Genomic DNA, 16,773 nt, shown 5'->3' on the forward strand with positions numbered 1-16,773 from the left:
CAGGGCATATTTACGCAGGTAGACGCGCGTGTTCATCGAACCGCGGTCCGGTTGGTGCCGAATCGTTACCCAGGTTATTATTTCGAGGCGCTCCCGCCGTGGGAGCTTCCCGGGATCTGTCCACGTCGATCCTGGATGTCGCGATTGTCGTCCGGTGGCGAGCCGCACCGCGTGTGCCGGTGTCGTCACCCTACTGAGCGCTGTCCAAGGGGTCGTCGTTGTCGCCGGAAGTGAACGGGGGAGCCGCCGGGGACCGCGCGCGCCCGGCCAGCTTCCGGCCCGCCGCCGTCGCCGACGCCACCGACGGGCAGCTGCTGGCCGCGCACGTCGCGGGTGACCCGCACGCCTTCGCCGAGCTCCTGCGCCGCCACCAGGACCACCTGTGGCAGACCGCGCTGCGCACCTCGTACAGCCGCGAGGACGCCGCCGACGCCCTGCAGGACGCCCTGCTGTCCGCGCACCGCACCGCGAGCACCTTCCGGGCCGAGGCCGAGGTGCGCAGCTGGCTGCACGCCATCGTGGTCAACGCCTGCCTGGACCGGATCCGGCGCAACAAGACCCGCCGCGCCTACACCTTCACCCCCGACGAGATGCCCGAGCCGACCGAGCGCCGCGACGACTACGCACGGGTGGAACTGTCCATGGTCGTCGACCGCGCGCTGTTCACCCTGCCCGACGAGCAGCGGGCCGCCCTGGTGCTGGTCGAGCTGGAGGGCCGCAGCGTGGCGGAGGCGGCCGAGCTGCTCGGCGTGGCGGAGGGCACAATCAAGAGTCGTTGCGCCCGAGCGAGAGCACGTCTGCAAGAACGTTTGGAATTTTTCCGGGATCCGGGGAACCGAAACTGACCGGGCCGCGTCATTAACAGTGACAGGCCCCGCAGCGATGTAAACGACGCGAACCGACAGCAACCGAACGGAGGTGCGATGCCGTCCCGGTCCGTACCGCAGCCCCCGTTCCCCCGCGAGCTGCTGGCCGATCTGCACGCCGACAATCTCCCCGCCGCCCTGCGTGACGAACTGTGGCCCGCCGTCCGCAACGACCCGGCGGCCCTGCAATACCTGCACGAACTCGACGACGTCAACGCCCACCTGCGCGCGCTCGGCGCCGACGAGACGATCGTCCACCGCATGCCCGACGACGTCGCGGACCGGATGTTCGCCTTCGTCGCCGGCCTCCAGGCCGAGGACGGCCCCACGGAACGGCTGACCGCCCCCGACCACGCGGAACCCGCCGTCGAGGGCGACGGGCCGACCCAGCGCCTGACCCCCCTCGCCGCGCTCCCCGCCGACGACGGACCGACCCAGCGCGTCACCGCCCTGTCGCCGGGCTCACCGGGCGACGCCCCCACCGAACGGGTCACCCCGCCGTCTGCGGCCGCGGCCGCGTCCGACGACGGGCCGACCGAGCGGCTGCGTTCCGCCGACGTCCCGACGGGCGTCGCGACGGTGACCTCGCTCACCGAGCGCAGGCATCGCCGTCTGCGCGTGCTCACCGCGGCCGCGGCGGTGGTCGCCGTGGTCGGCGGCATCGGGACGGCCGCGGTCCTGCTGCGCGACGACAGCCCGGGCACGCCGACGGCCGCGCCGAGCACCACCGCCCAGCCCGGTGACGAATTGTCTTCCGCCGCAATGATGGCCGCGCTCGGCAAGACCGAGGTCGCCGGCCGACTGCAGGGCATGGACGCCCTGCAACGCTGCGTCGCCGCCAACGATCTCGACCGGGCCATCGTCGGCGCGACCGACCTCACCTACCGCGGCACCGACGCGGTGCTCATCCTGCTGTCGGGCCCGCGGCCGCCCACCATCACCGCGCTGGTCGTGGGTCCCGGCTGCACCACCGGCGACCCGCAGCGGCTCACCCTGCGCGATATCGGCTGACGCGACCTCGCCCCGGGACGGGAACAACACCGTTTAGGCTGTTGTTGACCGACACGTCCCACGCAATACTTCCCGGAAGGCCTCCATGAGCACGCCAGTTCGCGACCTGATCATCGTCGGCTCGGGACCGGCGGGCTACACCGCCGCCGTCTACGCCGCCCGCGCCGAACTGCAGCCGCTGGTCTTCGAGGGCACCCAGTTCGGTGGCGCGCTGATGACCACCACCGAGGTCGAGAACTTCCCCGGCTTCCGCGACGGCATCATGGGCCCCGACCTGATGGAACAGATGCGCGAGCAGGCCAAGCGTTTCGGCGCCGACCTGCGCACCGAGGACGTCGACGCGCTCGACCTGACCGGTCCCGTCAAGAAGGTCACCGTCGGCGACGAGACCTTCGAGGCCTACGCGGTCATCCTGGCCATGGGTTCGGCCGCCCGCTACCTGGGCGTCCCCGGCGAGCAGGAACTGCTCGGCCGCGGCGTGAGCGCGTGCGCCACCTGCGACGGCTTCTTCTTCCGCGGCCAGGACATCGTCGTGGTCGGCGGCGGCGACTCGGCCATGGAGGAAGCGACCTTCCTCACCAAGTTCGCCTCCAGCGTCACCATCGTGCACCGCCGCGAGGAGTTCCGCGCCTCGCGGATCATGCTCGAGCGCGCCAAGGCCAACGAGAAGATCAAGTTCGTGCTCAACGCCGAGGTCGTCAAGGTCAACGGCGAGACCAGTGTCACCGGCCTCACCCTGCGCGACACCCGCACCGGCGAGGAATCCGAGCTCGCGGCGACCGGCATGTTCGTCGCCATCGGCCACGACCCGCGCAGCGAACTCGTCACCGGCCAGGTCGATCTCGACGACGAGGGCTACGTGAAGGTGACCGATCCCGGCACCGCGACCAGCCTGCCCGGCGTCTTCGCCGCGGGCGACCTCGTCGATCACACCTACCGCCAGGCGATCACCGCCGCGGGCACCGGCTGCCGCTCGGCCATCGACGCCGAGCGCTGGCTGGCCGAGCAGGGCGATATCACCAGCAACACCCTCGAGCACGCGGATCGCCCGGTTGCCGCCCAGGGCAACTGATTTCGCGCGCCGCACGTAGTAGAAGCAAGGAGACATCCATGTCCGAGCACAAGACGGTCACCGTCACCGACGCGTCCTTCGCCGACGACGTCCTGCTCAGCGAGAAGCCGGTGCTGGTCGACTTCTGGGCCGACTGGTGCGGCCCGTGCAAGATGGTCGCCCCGGTGCTCGAGGAGATCGCGGGCACGCACGCCGACAAGCTGACCGTCGCCAAGGTGGATGTCGACGCCAACCCGGGCACCGCCCGCGATTACGAGATCCTGTCCCTGCCCACTATGATGCTTTTCCGCGGTGGCAAGCCGGTCAAGACGATCGTGGGCGCCAAGGGGAAGGCCGCACTGCTGCGGGAGCTCGACGGAGAGATCTGAAGCCGCGAAACCGGGTCCCCGGGGGCGACTCGCCGTAGGATGCCTGCACCCGGGATTCCCGAATTACCGCCCGGGTCTGAGACAATCGACCACGCTCCGGTCATGTGAGGGTGTATGCCGTCGCATGAGTGGGTACCCGGGTTTGACGGAAGGAAAGGGCTCTCACCCATGCACCGACTTCGTCACGGCGATTCAGGACCAGCCGTAGCAGAGGTTCGGAGCACCCTCGCCGGTCTCGGTTTCCTCGACGGTTCCCCGGTGCCCGCGACGGCGCCGGAGTACTGGAAGGACACCGACGCGGCCTTCGACCATCACCTCGACTCGGCGGTGCGCGCGTTCCAGCAGCAGCGCGGCCTGCTCGTCGACGGTGTCGTCGGCCCGGCGACCTACCGGGCGCTCAAGGAAGCTTCCTACCGGCTCGGGGCTCGCACGCTCATCTACCAGCTCTCGGCGCCGCTCTACGGCGACGACGTGGCCACGCTGCAGCGCAGGCTGTCGGACCTGGGTTTCTATGTCCACCGGGTGGACGGCTACTTCGGCCAGCACACGCACGAGGGGCTGACCGCGTTCCAGAAGGAGATCGGCCTGGCCGCGGACGGCATCTGCGGCCCGGACACCCTGCGCTCGCTGGACCTGCTCGGCGCCCGCGTCACCGGCGGCAATCCGCACCGCATCGCCGAAGAGGAAGTGGTGCACCGCGCCGGCCCGCAGCTGACGGGCAAGCGGATCGTCATCGATCCCGGATTCGGCGGCGCCGACAAGGGTTTGGCCGTGCCGTCGGAGTACGGCGACGTCTACGAGTCGGAGATCCTGTGGGACCTGGCGGCCCGGCTCGAGGGCCGCATGGCCGCCACCGGCATGGAGACCTTCCTGTCCCGGCCGTGGAAGGACAACCCCAACGACGCCGAGCGCGCCGAGACCTCGAACTCCTTCGAGGCCGACCTGATGATCTCGCTGCGCTGCGCGCGCAGCGACAGCCCGTCGGCCAACGGCGTCGCCAGCTTCTACTACGGCAACTCCCACGGTTCGGTGTCGATGATCGGCCAGGTGCTGGCCGGGTTCATCCAGCGCGAGGTGGTCGCGCGGACCTCCCTGCAAGACTGCCGCACCCACCAGCGCACCTGGGACCTGCTGCGGCTCACCAAGATGCCGACCGTCCAGGTCGACCTGGGCTACCTCACCAATTCCTACGACGCGGCGGTGCTGACCAACCCGCGCAGCCGCGACATCATCGCCGAGGCCATCCTCGTCTCGGTCAAGCGCCTGTACCTGCTCGGCCAGGACGACCAGCCCACCGGCACCTACACCTTCGCCGAGCTGCTGGCCGAGGAACTGGCCGCCGCCGACGGCGGGAACCGCTGAGCACCACCTACCGCGAAAAGGCCCGCAGGATTCGTCCTGCGGGCCTTTTCGTCGCCGAGGTGGTCAGCGGGCGCCGACGCGGTTCGGCACGGTCATGGAGGCCGCGGCGAGCAGCTGGTCCAGCGCGCGCTCGACGTCTTCCTTCCAGCCGTGATCGGAGTCCAGCTCCAGGCGCAGCCGCGGGAACCGGTGATGCGGCGCGACGACCTCGAAACCGACGTCCTCGAGGAAGTCGGCGTCGATCATGCACGTCTCCGGGGTGCACTGCGCGGCCTGGGCGGGGTCACGCAGCGGCGCGGCGATGCGTTCCATCAGCCGCATGGAGGACCCGATCCCGCGATCCGAGAGCGCGCTGCTCGGGGGACCGGACCGGATGCCGAAAGCCTCCAGCGCGCGCACGCCACGACGCACCAGATCGGCCACCACGCTCTGGATGAGCCGGTGGGCTACGTCGGCCTCCTCGTAGGGGAATTCGGCCTGCAGCGTGGTCAGCAGGACCGCGTCCGGGCTCACGGGGGAGGTGGGGAACAGCGTCGCCCGCGGCACCGTGCTCGGCGGCGAGTACAGCGCGCAGCCGGCGATGTTGCCGTCCACCTGAGCGACCTGCCCGCACGAACCCCACTCGAGCATGACCGTCGAGAGCCAGGCCTCCTTTTCGAAGACCGGATCGCTGAAGGACTTCGAGTCGGCCGCGACCGCGGGATCGAGCTCCCAGAACACACACCGGCGGGTGTGTGCGGGTAGCTTGTCCAGCCCGTCCAAACTCAGTGCTGTGACGGTAGTCGACACCGCTCTGCTCAGCCTCCAGCTGTCGGATTCATCCACGCTCACGCCGCATCGCAATCACGTAGAACTCGCCTCTTTCCAGTTTTAGTCGAAAGGCACGAAGACCGTCTGTCACAGTGACGTTTCGCGGTCGAACTCACTGTCACTCACCCGACGGACTGATTTTGCTCCATGAGCGCCACGATGCGCTCGAGATCTTCGACGGAACCGAACTCGACCGTGATCTTGCCCTTGCGCTTGCCCAGACTCACCGTGACCCGGGTGTCGAAGGAGCCCGACAGCCGTTCGGCGACCTCCTGTAACCCCGGCATGTGAATCGGCTTGCGCTTGGGCGCCGGGGGAGCGACCTCGGCCGGATTGCGGTTGGCCAGGGTCACCGCTTCCTCCGTCGCCCGCACCGAGAGGCCCTCGGCCACGATGCGGGCCGCGAGCACCTCCTGCGCGTCGGCGCCGGCTTCCAACCCGAGCAGCGCCCGCGCGTGACCGGCGGACAGCACGCCCGCGGCCACCCGGCGCTGCACCGGGATCGGCAGCTTCAGCAGACGGATCATATTCGTCACCACGGGACGCGAGCGGCCGATCCGCGCGGCCAGCTCCTCGTGGGTGACGTCGAACTCCTCGAGCAGCTGCTGATACGCCGCCGCCTCTTCGAGAGGGTTCAGCTGCACGCGGTGGATGTTCTCCAGCAGGGCGTCGCGCAGCATCGACTCGTCGGCGGTCTCGCGCACGATCGCCGGGATGGCGGCGAGGCCCGCCTCCTGGCTGGCCCGCCAGCGCCGCTCGCCCATGACGATCTGGAACTTGTCCACCCCGGGTTCCACGCGGCGGACCACGATCGGCTGCATGAGCCCGAACTCCTTGATGGAGTGGACCAGCTCGCCGAGCGCCTCCTCCTCGAACACCTGGCGCGGCTGCTTCGGGTTGGGCACGATCTGGTCCGGCGGGATCTCCCGGTAGATCGCGCCGCCGGGGGAGGAGAGCTCCTCCTCGGCGGATTCGGCGGCCTCCGGGACGCGGTGCAGGAACGCCTCGGCCGGCTGCGGACCGATCGGGTTGATGCCGATGACGCTCGCGGCGGCACTGCTGAGCCCCGGCGCCTCCGCCGGACCCGTCGGAATCAGTGCGGCCAGACCTCGCCCCAGACCACCCTTCTTCGACTGACTCATCGGTCCACCGATCCCTTCGTCGTTCCTACTGCGTTCGTTCCTGCCCCGACGGTCACTGAGCGCCGTTGGCCGCGACGTCCTGCGCCACCTGTGCCCGCGCGGCGATCTCCCGGCCAGCGTCGAGGTAGCTCATCGCACCCCGAGAGCCCGGATCGTAGTCGAGCACGGTCATGCCGTAGCCCGGCGCCTCGGAAACCTTCACGCTGCGCGGGATCATCGAACGCAGCACCGCGTCGCCGAAGTGGTTGCGCACCTCCTCGGCGACCTGGTCGGCGAGCTTGGTGCGACCGTCGTACATGGTGAGCAGCACGGTCGAGACGTGGAGTTCGGGGTTGAGGTGCGACTGCACGAGCCCGATGTTGCGCAGCAGCTGACCCACGCCCTCCAGCGCGTAGTACTCGCACTGGATGGGGATCAGCACCTCTTTGGCCGCGACGAGCGCGTTGACCGTCAGCAGACCCAGCGACGGCGGGCAGTCGATCATCACGTAGTCGATGTCGTAGCCCGCGATGTTCGCGTCCTGGATCGCCGTCTTCAGCCTGCCCTCGCGGGCCACCATGGAGACCAGTTCGATCTCCGCGCCCGCCAGGTCGATGGTCGCCGGGATGCACATCAGCCGGTCACTGTGCGGACTCTGCTGGATGGCGTCCTTGACCGACGCCTCGCCGATGAGCAGCTCGTAGCTGGACGGCACCCCCGAGTGATGCGCGACGCCCAGCGCGGTACTCGCGTTACCCTGCGGATCGAGATCGATCACCAGCACGCGCATGCCCTGATGCGCTAGCGCCGCCGCGAGATTCACCGTGGTCGTCGTCTTTCCGACGCCACCCTTCTGATTGGCGATGGTGATGATTCGTTGCTCGCGAGGCTTCGGCACAGTGACCTTTCCTGGATGCAGAATCTGACTGGCACGTTGGGCTTCCGCGGCAATCGGGGTGTCCGCGGCGGAGATGTTGCCGAACGGAGTGCTACCGAGGTTGTCCGCGGCGAAGCTGCTGGAGTCCAGCATCCCGGGGACCCGCGAGGTTGTTTCCCGTGAAACATTCGCCGGACCGCTCGACATAGACAGCTCCTTACCCGAGAAACTCAGATCACGCTTCGATCGAACGGCAGGAGTCGAAAAGACCTGGGGATGCGCGACGCTCGATCAACCTTCACTAGCTTGCCAGCACAGCGCACGAATCGAAAGCTGAATCGCGGCACGACGGCGACGACACGCCCAACTGTTCACACATCGGGCATCTGCGCGATGTTTCACGGGAAACAGTGGGGGAGTGGGCGCGGGTGCTCGGGCGGGTCATTCTGGCGGCGGCTCACTTGGCGCCGGCTCATCCCCGTCCCCGCTCATCCCCGTCCCCGCTCACCCCAGAGTCCGCTCATCCCTGCCCCCGCTCATCCCGGCGTCCCTACGTCCCGGTGCCGCTTAGGTCCCGGCGTCGCTAGGACCCGCTGCCCGCTCACCCAGCGCCTCCTAATCCTGACGCCTCGGCGCTCTCACCTCTTGTCCACTCTCATCGGGGCTTCCAGAGGCGCACCCGATCAATACACCCCCTGAGGCTCCCGTCATTGAGCACTGTTGTCACAGAGTCCGGCTGAACCGCTTTGTGGTGGCGCGGGCCTTCGTTGGTCCGAACGGCGGTCTTGATCAGGAGCGCCGGGCCCGGGACCTGCCCCAACTATCCAACGGCTCCGAGGGTTTACTCCATAACGAACTGGCTCGTGGCAACACTCGAAGCCCACGGCCGGGGACTGGCCAGCGCCACGGGTCCGGAACGCTCGCCGCCGAGAGAGAGGAGGGTAGCCGAACAGCGGCACGCCCTGATCGACCGAGCTACGTCCAACACCCGACCCAGGCATCTCACTAGGTCGAGCTCTCGCTGACCCGCCCCTGGGGATTCTGGTTCACGTCGGAACTCGCAGCCCCGCCGGGAGGCCCGGCCCCATCGGGAGGCCCGGCCCCGTCGGGAGGCCCGGCCCCATCGGGAGGCCCGGCCCCGTCGCGAGGCCCGGCCCCATCGGGAGGCCCGGCCCCGTCCGGAGGCGTGGTCCCGTCCGGAGGCGTGGTCCCGTCCGAAGGCCCGGTCCCGTCCGAAGGCCCGGCCCTGTCCGAAGGCCCGGTCCTGTCCGAAGGCCCGGTCCCGTCCGAAGGCCCGGCCCCGTCCGAAGGCCCGGCCCGCCTGAGGGAACCGTTCCCTCGCGAGGGCGCGCTACGTCGGACGGTCCAGTCCAGTCACGAGGCCCCATTCTGTTGGCAGGTCCGGTCCCGCCGGACAGTCCGGCCCCGCCGCGAGGGCCGGTTCTGTCGGACGCCCGGTCCCCTCGGCGCGCCAATCGATGCACCCGGGGACCTTTCGGCCGCCCCGTGCATTAGGTCGGCCGGTCAATTGCGGCGGGCTTCCGTCGCCTAGCCAGCGGAGCGTCCGGTACGCGCACGCCCCAGCGCACAACGGCTAGACCAGGACCGACCATCAGGCGAGCACCGCGGAGCCCACCGCGAGGGCTCCGCCAGCGATGCGCCTGGATCGGTTCTTGACCATGACTCGGTCGAAGAGTGACCTACGTACTACGGCGTTCTGGTCGCCCGGAACCACCGTTCGCCGGGCGTCCGTCCGGCACCAGGCCCCTGTTGGGTATAAGGCCCTGCCGGATAGCCAGTCGAGGTCCGGCCTGGCCGACGCCAGATGTCCAGCTCGCCTATTGCGCCCGGGCTCGACCTGGCGCCCAGTCTCTAGTTGGCAGCCGGTCTCCTTCAGGCGCCTGGCCCCACTCCGACACCTGGCCGCAGCTCGGCACCCAGCCCGTGTCGAGCCTCCGGTCCCAGACTGCAACCCGGCCCCCGCAGTCCGGCACCTGGCACCAGGCACCACCCCAGCACGCCCAGCGCCAGCGCAGCGATCAGCCTAGTCGTCGCACAGCCCCGCTGTCGCACAGTCCACGTCGAGGCTCCGACCCGGCCCAGCCTCCGGTCCCAGCCCAGCCTGCAGTCCCGGCCCAGCCTCCGGTCCCAGCCAAGCCTGCAGTCCCGGCCCAGCCTCCGGTCCCAGCCAAGCCTCCAGTCCCGACCCGCCTCCAGTCCCGACCCGCCTCCAGTCCCAGACCAGCCTCCAGTCCCGACCGAGCAACCGACCCGAGTCGGGCAGACCCCCTCCTGTCGGGCACCCGACCCATTTCCGACGACCGGCCTAGTCGAGTTCGGCAACTGGGCACAGGTCGACCGTCTCGCTCTGGTTCGGCACACCGCCTAGCGATGCACACGACCCAATGTGGAAACCAGTCCACGTCGAGCCTCCGGTGCCGGGCGGGCTGCCTGACCTGCGAAGCACACATGCCGCTGGTAGCGGCGCACCCACAACGTCACGACCGTCTCTGGAGCCTCTAGCCCGGGGGAGTGCAGAGACCCGCGCGGCCGCTCGAGCGCCATGCCAAAACAACGGCAACTGGGTGTGGTCTATCCAAACGAGGGGGCTCAACCCAGGCGCGTAACTGATCATCCGGCGACGAACGGAGGGGTAGACGAAGGCGGGTCGGCGGCGCGGCGGATCGGACGAGAGCTCGTGCCATGGACCCGGGCCCGAGAGTCTCCCGCCTGAGCGAGCCACCCGCGTGGCAGCGCGTGGTACCGACTCGCTGCGCGCTCCAACGCGAGCGTGATGATGGCGCCTGTGTGCGCTTGTAGGTCTCGTGGCGTCCGGGCGTGCAGGCGAGTTTAGGCCGAGTTGGCGGTGGGGACGCCTTAGTCAGGCGTTTGGGGCTCGACACGGCGGTCAGCGGACGGAGATCTCGCGGCCTCGGTCTCAGAGAAGTCCGGTGCCTAATCTCCGGGTCACGGATGACTTGTGCGAGCGGGGGAGGTTGCCGCTCATCTGGAGACGGGATCGCTGACTCCGCCCGGGTCGGGACCGCGACGGGTCCGGCGACGCCGACTGTCCGAGTTCAGCCGTGCCGGGAACTGCTCGCCACACCGATCAATGCCGCACCCCGCGACGGGGCCCTCGTGACGGTCTGCGAAGTGGGCCAGGACTCACGCGGTACCTGCCCCCTGGAATTTCACTGCGATCGGTTTGTCCGTCCCACACCCCGCCGAAGCCGCGGCGTCGACTCAGTTCTCGTGCGCCGGTTCGGTGATCGGGAGCCCGGCATCCGCCTATCGATTCTGCCAACGTTCCACGTGAAACACAGAGGGCAGACTGAGCCGCATCGTCTGTCTCGGAGCAGGCCGAGCCGATCCGCATCGGGGGAGCGGTGCGCATCTGATTCGGCGGCCGCCGTACCGTCGCGGTGATAGCGGGTCCCTCGTCCTTTCCCAGACGCGGGATTCCGGAGCCCGCGGACGCGAAGAGCGTCTCGACGGGAATTCACCTGCGGTAGCCCATCCGCCTATCGCCGATATGTTCCCCTATGGCCGATATGGGGTGGAGCCGGCGTCGCGGCTGGATGGGGACTGTCAGGGAGCGAGCGCGCCGTCCGACTCGTGCACCTGACAGCTGGCCACAGATACCGGCGACGGCGGGTTGAACCCGGTCGCTCGTTTCGACCGCACTCACAACCGTGCCAGCCAACCACTGGTACCGCCGCTGACAGAACGGCATCATCGAACCCACAGACAGAAGCCCGCACCGCCGATACGGCGCGCCTGGTCAGTCCGCCTGGTCAATGCACGCGCCCGGCTCGCGGCATCTGATCAGTTCGCGCCGCCCGGCGTAGCCGCACCTCAGTCGACGCCACCCGGCCTAGCCGTACCTCAGTCCGCCCCAACCCCGGCTGACCACAGTCCGCCCCTGCCGGGGCGACGGTGCATCCTCAGTACGCCCACCTGGCCAGCCCTCGAATCACATCCGACGGGGACACCGAGGACCGGACGGAGGGCTTCGGACTTGCCCGATCAGAGCCCAACGACCGCACGCGTTGCTCGCCCGGCTCACGGAAGCTGCGCCGGTATGTCGTCTCGGCATCCGGGGATCCACCGATCCCGGCGTTCTCCGTCTGCACTCTACGAAAATCGCCCGGTCGGCAAAGGAGCCATCGGCTCTCCTGGGGCGCCTGGTCCAGGTCGAGTTGATCGGATCCTCACCAAGGAATGCCGACAAGCAACACGGGCGCAGTCCGCCCGGAAGCCGGCCGAAGAAGCAGCCGCTTAATCGGTCCCGACGTGGTGGACCGCGTGACCCACACCGAGTGATGTCGAGGATCGACGGATGCCACGTGGCACTCTGACACGACCCTCCAGTGGCGACGGCCCCGCAACTCCCGCAGGCGAACCGAGGCGCGCGGACGACGGCCCGACAGCGCGCGCCATCGTTCCACCAGCGACGGGTCGAGACCCGCGCGCGGCCGGGCTGGCCTCTCGCCTCACCGACCTCCCACCGGCCGAACTCCCACCCGACTTGCTCCCGCCCGACTTGGCTCCCGCTCGGCTGGACTCCCACTCGGCTGGACTCCGGCCCGACTGGGCTCCGGCCCGACTGGGCTCCGGCCCCACTGGGCTAACGCATGGCTGAACTCCCGCTCGCCCAGGCTCCCCACCCGACTGGACTCCCACCCGACCGGACTCGCACCCGACTGGACTCCCGTGGGCTCCCGCTGGGCTGGACTCCCACCCGACTGGGCTCCCACCCCGGTTGGGCTCCCACCCGGCTGGGCTCCCACCCGGCTGGGCTCGCGTATGTCTGGGTTCCCACCGACTGAGCTCCCGACCGGCTGAGCTCCTGCGCGGCTGAAACCCCCGCCTGGCCGAACTCCCGCCTGGCTAACTCCCGCCTGCTTGAACTCCGCCCGGCGTCGCCGGAGGACGATGGCCGCACCCCGGCCCGGGCGCATCCCATTGGAGCGATGGGGGAGCGCCGCGCCCCAGCTACCCACGCCCACCGAGACACCGCGCTACCGAGTGACCATCGCCGCTGCGGCCGCCCACATCTGACCCCCGCCGAATGGACACTCCGCAGAATTCGTCCGCGCTCTGAGCAACCCGCAAAGCCAGCCCCGGCTGACTACCGAGGCAACCTTTACCTCCGAGCGCCGCCGGGACACGTCACGGCACGACGTGGGCGATAAGGCGCAACACCGTCCTCGGCCGACCCAGGGGAACGGACGACGACCCGACCTCACGAACACCGAGCGAGTTCCCAACCGCGCCGAACGGACCGGCTCGATCAACGAGAGCACATCTCCAGAAGGTCGACCTCCAGCAAGGTGGCCGAGCATCGCTGGCAGGCTTTCGTCCCAGACCAGGGGAGCACCTGCGCGTCTCGTGCACCTCGCTCATCGCCGACCGCCCCCGCTCACCCGAAACCGCGACATCGAGCACGGGCGACCACGGAGATCCGCTCATCCCGAAATAACAAGAAGCGGCGAGCGAACCCGCACACGTTTCACGTGGAACACGCTCGACGCTCCGGACTCACCCCTACCGCGCCGCCGCCTGACCCAACGTCGCGAAATACCCGCCGCAACCGACCAAGCCCAACCCCCAGGCCAGTTATGTCACGTTACGAAATGGGTCGACCTCGAAACCCGCGCACTCAGCGAGTGCGATCCTTCCGACGCGACCCCCTCCGCGCCGGACGCTCCGCGCGGGGCAGCAACTCGGCACTGATCACCAGGGTCGGCGTCTCCACAACACCGGCCCCGCAGCCCACGACTCGCAGATCGGTCGCACCCTCGCGGATGAGGTCGGCGCCGTCGCGTTCGGGTTCCTCGGCGGCGCTGCTGCCTTTGAGGGCGAGCATGCGGCCGTGGTCGCGGAGGAGGGGGAGGGACCAGTGGGCGAGTTTGGCAAGGGGGGCGACGGCGCGCGAGGTGACGACGTCGGCGCCGCCCGCTTCCTTGAGGACGCCGGACTGTTCGGCGCGGCCGCGGACGACGGTGACGTCGAGGCCGACAGCATCGATGAATTCCTTGAGGAAGACGGTGCGGCGGAGGAGGGGCTCGACGAGGGTGATCCGCAGATCGGGGCGGACGATGGCGAGGGGGATGCCGGGCAGGCCGGCGCCGCTGCCGACGTCGACGACGGACGCGTTCTCCTCGATGAGCTCGGCCACCACGGCGCAGTTGAGGATGTGACGTTCCCAGAGGCGGGGCACTTCGCGGGGGCCGATGAGCCCGCGTTCCACGCCGGCGGTGGCCAGGGCGGCGCAGTACTTCCGGGCCAGGTCGAGCCGGTCGCCGAACACCCGCGCCGCGGCGGCGGGCGGCTCCAGATCGGCGGACAACGCACCCAGGTCCAGTTCCACGTGAAACATCCTTCCGCGTTCGCGTAATCGAGATGCCGGACATGACAAGAGCCCCCGGTCCGAGACCGGAGGCCCTTGCACACTCAGCGTGGTCGCGGCGGTGTCAGCCTACTCGGGCACGACCACCACATGGCGATTCGGCTCGACCCCTTCGCTCTCGCTCGCCACGCCCTCGATGCCGGCGACGGCGTCGTGGACGATCTTGCGCTCGAAGGGGGTCATCGCGGCGAGCGACTCGGGGGCGCCGGAGGCCAGCACCCGCTCGGCCGCGGCGACGCCGAGCTCGCTCAGTTCGGACCGGCGCTTGGCGCGCCAGCCCGCCACGTCCAGCATGAGCCGGCTGCGGACGCCGGTCGCCTGCTGGACCGCGAGGCGGGTGAGCTCCTGGAGCGCGTCGAGGACCTCACCGTTGCGGCCGACCAGCTTGGTCAGGTCGCGGCCGCCGTCGATGCTCACCACGGCCCGGTCGCCTTCGACATCGAGGTCGATGTCGCCGTCGAAGTCGAGCACGTCCAGCAACTGCTCGAGGTAGTCGCCGGCGATCTCGCCCTCTTCGATCAACGCTTCTTCGGCGTCGTTCGCGACATCCACAGTCACAGTCGCGTCCCCTCCGTCGGTCTCAACAGTCATGGATTTCCTCTATCCTGCTCAGCGCTTACGCTTCTGATTCGCCCGGCCGCGGTTCCCCGGTCGCTTCTGGCCGCCGGGCCTGCGCTGGCCACCGCCACCCTGCTTGGCGGTCTGCTTGGTCCCGTTGGCCGAGGCCGTCGTGGTGGTGTCGTCGGCCGCGGGAGCGTCCTGCTTCTTCCGGACATCGACCGGCTTCGCGCCGGGCTTGGGCGCGTTCTGGGCCCGCTTCTCGAGGGCTTCCTGCTTCTTCTGCTCGTCTTCCTTGGCCATGCGGCCGAAGACCAGGTGCTGCTGACCGTAGGTCCAGATGTTGTTGGCGACCCAGTAGATCAGGATGCCGATCATCAGGAAGGGGCCACCGACGAGCACGCCGAGCGGGAACACCCACAGCGAGAGCTTGTTCATCAGCGCGGCCTGCGGGTTGGCCGCGGCCTCCGGCGACTGACGGGCGACCGACGCGCGCGCGTTGAAGTGGGTCGCGATGCCGGCGATGACCATCAGCGGGATGGCGACGAGCGCGATCGCCACCCGTGACGGCGGGTTCGGATCGGCGAAGGCGAGGAGCTCGTTGGCCGGGCTGGTGATGTGCGCGGCGATCGGCGCGCCGAAGATCCGGGCGCCGAGGAAGGACTGGACGTCGGCCGCGCTGAAGATGTAGTTCGGGGTGTTCGCGTTCTCCTGGATGGACATCCCGAGCTGACCGAAGCCGGTACCGGTGCGGTTGAACGAGCGCAGGACGTGGAACAGACCGAGGAAGACCGGCACCTGCAGCAGCACCGGCAGGCAGCCCATGAGCGGGTTGAAGCCGTGCTCCTTCTGGAGCTTCTGCATCTCCCGCGCCATGGTCTCGCGGTCGTTCTTGTACTTCTTCTGCAGCTCCTTGATCTTGGGCTGCAGCTCCTGCATCTGCTTGGTGGTGCGCACCTGCTTGACGAAGGGCTTGTACAGCACCAGGCGCAGCGTGAAGACCAGGAAGACGATCGCCAGGGTCCAGGCGACGCCGCTGCTCTCCCCGAACACATACCCGAAGGCTTTGTGCCAGAACCACAGAATCGCGGATACCGGCCAATAGATGAAGTCGAGCACGGCTCTAGGTACTCCCGTCGTTCGTATCGCCGCCGGGCGATGACTCTTTACAAGCTTTCGGCCCGCGCGCCGGCACGGGATCCCACCCACCAGGGTGCCAGGGCGCGCACTTGGCGAGCCGCACGACAGTCAGCGCGGCGCCGACGAAGAGTCCGCGGGTGCGCAGCGCGGTGACCGCGTACTCGCTACAGGTCGGGGTGAACCGGCACGTCGGCATCCGGGTGGGGGAGACGTAGGTCCGATACAGCTCGATCAGGAAGATCAGCGCGTTGGCGGGCAGACGGGCGAGGGTGGTCATCGCGAGGCTCCGGCGCGCGGCGCGGTGAGCAGACCGAGCTTGCGGAGCCCGCCGCGCAGCTGCCGCAGCAGTTCCTCGGAGTCGGCCGTCGCCGCGCCCGGCAGCGCGCGGATCACCACGTCGGTGCCCTCGGGCAGCTCGTCGGCGACCCGGGCGCACATATGACGCAGGCGGCGGGCGACGCGGTGGCGAACCACCGCGTTACCCACCGCCTTGCTGACGATCAGACCGAACCGCGGACCGCCCACCCGGACCAGTCCCGAGGAGGGCACCGGGGCGAGGGCGGCATCGTGATCGGCGAGATCGTCGTACCCGTGCACAAGTGCGTGTACGACGAGATCCCGCCTCCCGATTCGCTGGCCCCGGCGCACCGTGCGGGAGAAGTCGGCACGGTGGTGCAACCGATACGGCTCAGGCAACACCCGAGCGCGGGCGATCAGGCAGTCAGGGAGGCGCGGCCCTTGCGGCGACGCGCCGACACGATCGCGCGGCCCGCACGGGTGCGCATCCGGAGACGGAAGCCGTGGACACGCGCCCGACGACGGTTGTTCGGCTGGAACGTCCGCTTGCCCTTGGCCACGGTCGACACTCCTCGAGTTGGTGGGCACCGTTCGGCACCCGAAGCTTGTTCGGTGATTCAGGTCTGCGACGGACCGCGGTCCGCACACAGCTGCCTTGGCGATCGGTCGACGTTGCGCGCGCGCAGCGCACAGCTGCCACCGCGCCAAGGGGTGACTGTACGAGGGTACTGACACCGCTCGACCGGGTCAAACTCGGCCCCCGCGAAAGCGCGGTGGGCACCGGAAGTTCCGGTCGGCGCCGCCCGTGGGCCGCGACACGCCCGGCCCACGGGCGGACATACCGGCACTTTTCGTGAGTTGGTCCACACGTCTGGCATC

14 protein-coding genes are annotated in these 16,773 nt (G+C 69.3%); 5 read left to right on the forward strand and 9 right to left on the reverse strand.

Annotation, left to right across the window (positions count from 1 at the left end; genetic code table 11):
• Positions 1-218: 218 nt before the first annotated feature.
• The 5 genes from sigM to ON36_RS28335 all read left to right on the forward strand — a co-directional run bounded on the left by sigM (position 219) and on the right by ON36_RS28335 (position 4,679).
• The gene (sigM, locus tag ON36_RS28310; RefSeq protein ID WP_083885486.1) at positions 219-845 is read left to right on the forward strand and encodes an RNA polymerase sigma factor SigM; all 627 of its coding nucleotides are present in this window, start codon (positions 219-221) and stop codon (positions 843-845) included.
• A gap of 78 nt (positions 846-923) precedes the next feature.
• Positions 924-1,877 (forward strand): RsmA family anti-sigma factor, encoded by a 954-nt coding sequence (locus ON36_RS33010; protein ID WP_052314431.1) that lies wholly within the window; start codon positions 924-926, stop codon positions 1,875-1,877.
• An 85-nt stretch (positions 1,878-1,962) separates the two neighbouring features.
• Positions 1,963-2,949 carry a thioredoxin-disulfide reductase gene (trxB, locus tag ON36_RS28325; RefSeq protein WP_043659927.1) on the forward strand — a complete coding sequence of 329 codons (987 nt, stop codon included), beginning with the start codon at positions 1,963-1,965 and terminating at the stop codon, positions 2,947-2,949.
• Positions 2,950-2,987: 38 nt separating this feature from the next.
• On the forward strand, positions 2,988-3,317 hold the full coding sequence (trxA, locus tag ON36_RS28330; protein WP_043659930.1) for a thioredoxin: 330 nt from the start codon (positions 2,988-2,990) through the stop codon (positions 3,315-3,317).
• Between the two features lie 168 nt (positions 3,318-3,485).
• Positions 3,486-4,679 (forward strand): N-acetylmuramoyl-L-alanine amidase, encoded by a 1,194-nt coding sequence (locus ON36_RS28335; RefSeq protein ID WP_043659933.1) that lies wholly within the window; start codon positions 3,486-3,488, stop codon positions 4,677-4,679.
• A 63-nt stretch (positions 4,680-4,742) separates the two neighbouring features.
• On the opposite strand, the gene ON36_RS28340 is transcribed toward ON36_RS28335, so the two are convergent.
• From ON36_RS28340 to rpmH, 9 genes are all read right to left on the reverse strand, one after another.
• Positions 4,743-5,468 carry a hypothetical protein gene (locus ON36_RS28340; protein WP_043659936.1) on the reverse strand — a complete coding sequence of 242 codons (726 nt, stop codon included), beginning with the start codon at positions 5,466-5,468 and terminating at the stop codon, positions 4,743-4,745.
• Positions 5,469-5,611: 143 nt separating this feature from the next.
• The gene (locus ON36_RS28345) at positions 5,612-6,631 is read right to left on the reverse strand and encodes a ParB/RepB/Spo0J family partition protein (RefSeq protein ID WP_043659939.1); all 1,020 of its coding nucleotides are present in this window, start codon (positions 6,629-6,631) and stop codon (positions 5,612-5,614) included.
• Positions 6,632-6,683: 52 nt separating this feature from the next.
• Complete coding sequence (locus tag ON36_RS28350; protein ID WP_245558235.1) at positions 6,684-7,640, reverse strand: ParA family protein; 957 nt, start codon at positions 7,638-7,640, stop codon at positions 6,684-6,686.
• 5,509 nt (positions 7,641-13,149) lie between these two features.
• Positions 13,150-13,869 (reverse strand): 16S rRNA (guanine(527)-N(7))-methyltransferase RsmG, encoded by a 720-nt coding sequence (gene rsmG / locus ON36_RS28355; protein ID WP_043659943.1) that lies wholly within the window; start codon positions 13,867-13,869, stop codon positions 13,150-13,152.
• A gap of 99 nt (positions 13,870-13,968) precedes the next feature.
• Positions 13,969-14,490 carry a Jag family protein gene (locus tag ON36_RS28360; protein WP_043659945.1) on the reverse strand — a complete coding sequence of 174 codons (522 nt, stop codon included), beginning with the start codon at positions 14,488-14,490 and terminating at the stop codon, positions 13,969-13,971.
• Positions 14,491-14,508: 18 nt separating this feature from the next.
• The gene (gene yidC, locus ON36_RS28365; RefSeq protein WP_043659947.1) at positions 14,509-15,576 is read right to left on the reverse strand and encodes a membrane protein insertase YidC; all 1,068 of its coding nucleotides are present in this window, start codon (positions 15,574-15,576) and stop codon (positions 14,509-14,511) included.
• 4 nt (positions 15,577-15,580) lie between these two features.
• Positions 15,581-15,874: a membrane protein insertion efficiency factor YidD gene (yidD, locus tag ON36_RS28370; RefSeq protein WP_043659950.1), complete on the reverse strand. Its 294-nt coding sequence runs from the start codon at positions 15,872-15,874 to the stop codon at positions 15,581-15,583.
• Positions 15,871-16,296 carry a ribonuclease P protein component gene (gene rnpA, locus ON36_RS33855; RefSeq protein WP_083885487.1) on the reverse strand — a complete coding sequence of 142 codons (426 nt, stop codon included), beginning with the start codon at positions 16,294-16,296 and terminating at the stop codon, positions 15,871-15,873. Before rnpA ends, yidD begins: the two co-directional genes overlap by 4 nt.
• Positions 16,297-16,310: 14 nt before the next feature.
• The gene (gene rpmH / locus ON36_RS33860; RefSeq protein ID WP_006550910.1) at positions 16,311-16,454 is read right to left on the reverse strand and encodes a 50S ribosomal protein L34; all 144 of its coding nucleotides are present in this window, start codon (positions 16,452-16,454) and stop codon (positions 16,311-16,313) included.
• Between the last annotated feature and the right edge of the window lie 319 nt (positions 16,455-16,773).

The sequence above is a fragment of the Nocardia thailandica NBRC 100428 genome, from assembly GCF_000308795.1.
Classification (GTDB): Bacteria; Actinomycetota; Actinomycetes; order Mycobacteriales; family Mycobacteriaceae; genus Nocardia; species Nocardia thailandica.

Bases quoted from the DNA above. Each gene is read 5' to 3' on its own strand.
- ON36_RS33010 (WP_052314431.1), top strand. From the start codon at position 924: ATGCCGTCCCGGTCCGTACCGCAGCCCCCGTTCCCCCGCGAGCTGCTG.
- trxB (WP_043659927.1), top strand. From the start codon at position 1,963: ATGAGCACGCCAGTTCGCGACCTGATCATCGTCGGCTCGGGACCGGCG.
- trxA (WP_043659930.1), top strand. From the start codon at position 2,988: ATGTCCGAGCACAAGACGGTCACCGTCACCGACGCGTCCTTCGCCGAC.
- ON36_RS28335 (WP_043659933.1), top strand. From the start codon at position 3,486: ATGCACCGACTTCGTCACGGCGATTCAGGACCAGCCGTAGCAGAGGTT.
- ON36_RS28345 (WP_043659939.1), bottom strand. From the start codon at position 6,631: ATGAGTCAGTCGAAGAAGGGTGGTCTGGGGCGAGGTCTGGCCGCACTG.
- ON36_RS28350 (WP_245558235.1), bottom strand. From the start codon at position 7,640: ATGCTGGACTCCAGCAGCTTCGCCGCGGACAACCTCGGTAGCACTCCG.
- rsmG (WP_043659943.1), bottom strand. From the start codon at position 13,869: ATGTTTCACGTGGAACTGGACCTGGGTGCGTTGTCCGCCGATCTGGAG.
- ON36_RS28360 (WP_043659945.1), bottom strand. From the start codon at position 14,490: ATGACTGTTGAGACCGACGGAGGGGACGCGACTGTGACTGTGGATGTC.
- yidD (WP_043659950.1), bottom strand. From the start codon at position 15,874: ATGACCACCCTCGCCCGTCTGCCCGCCAACGCGCTGATCTTCCTGATC.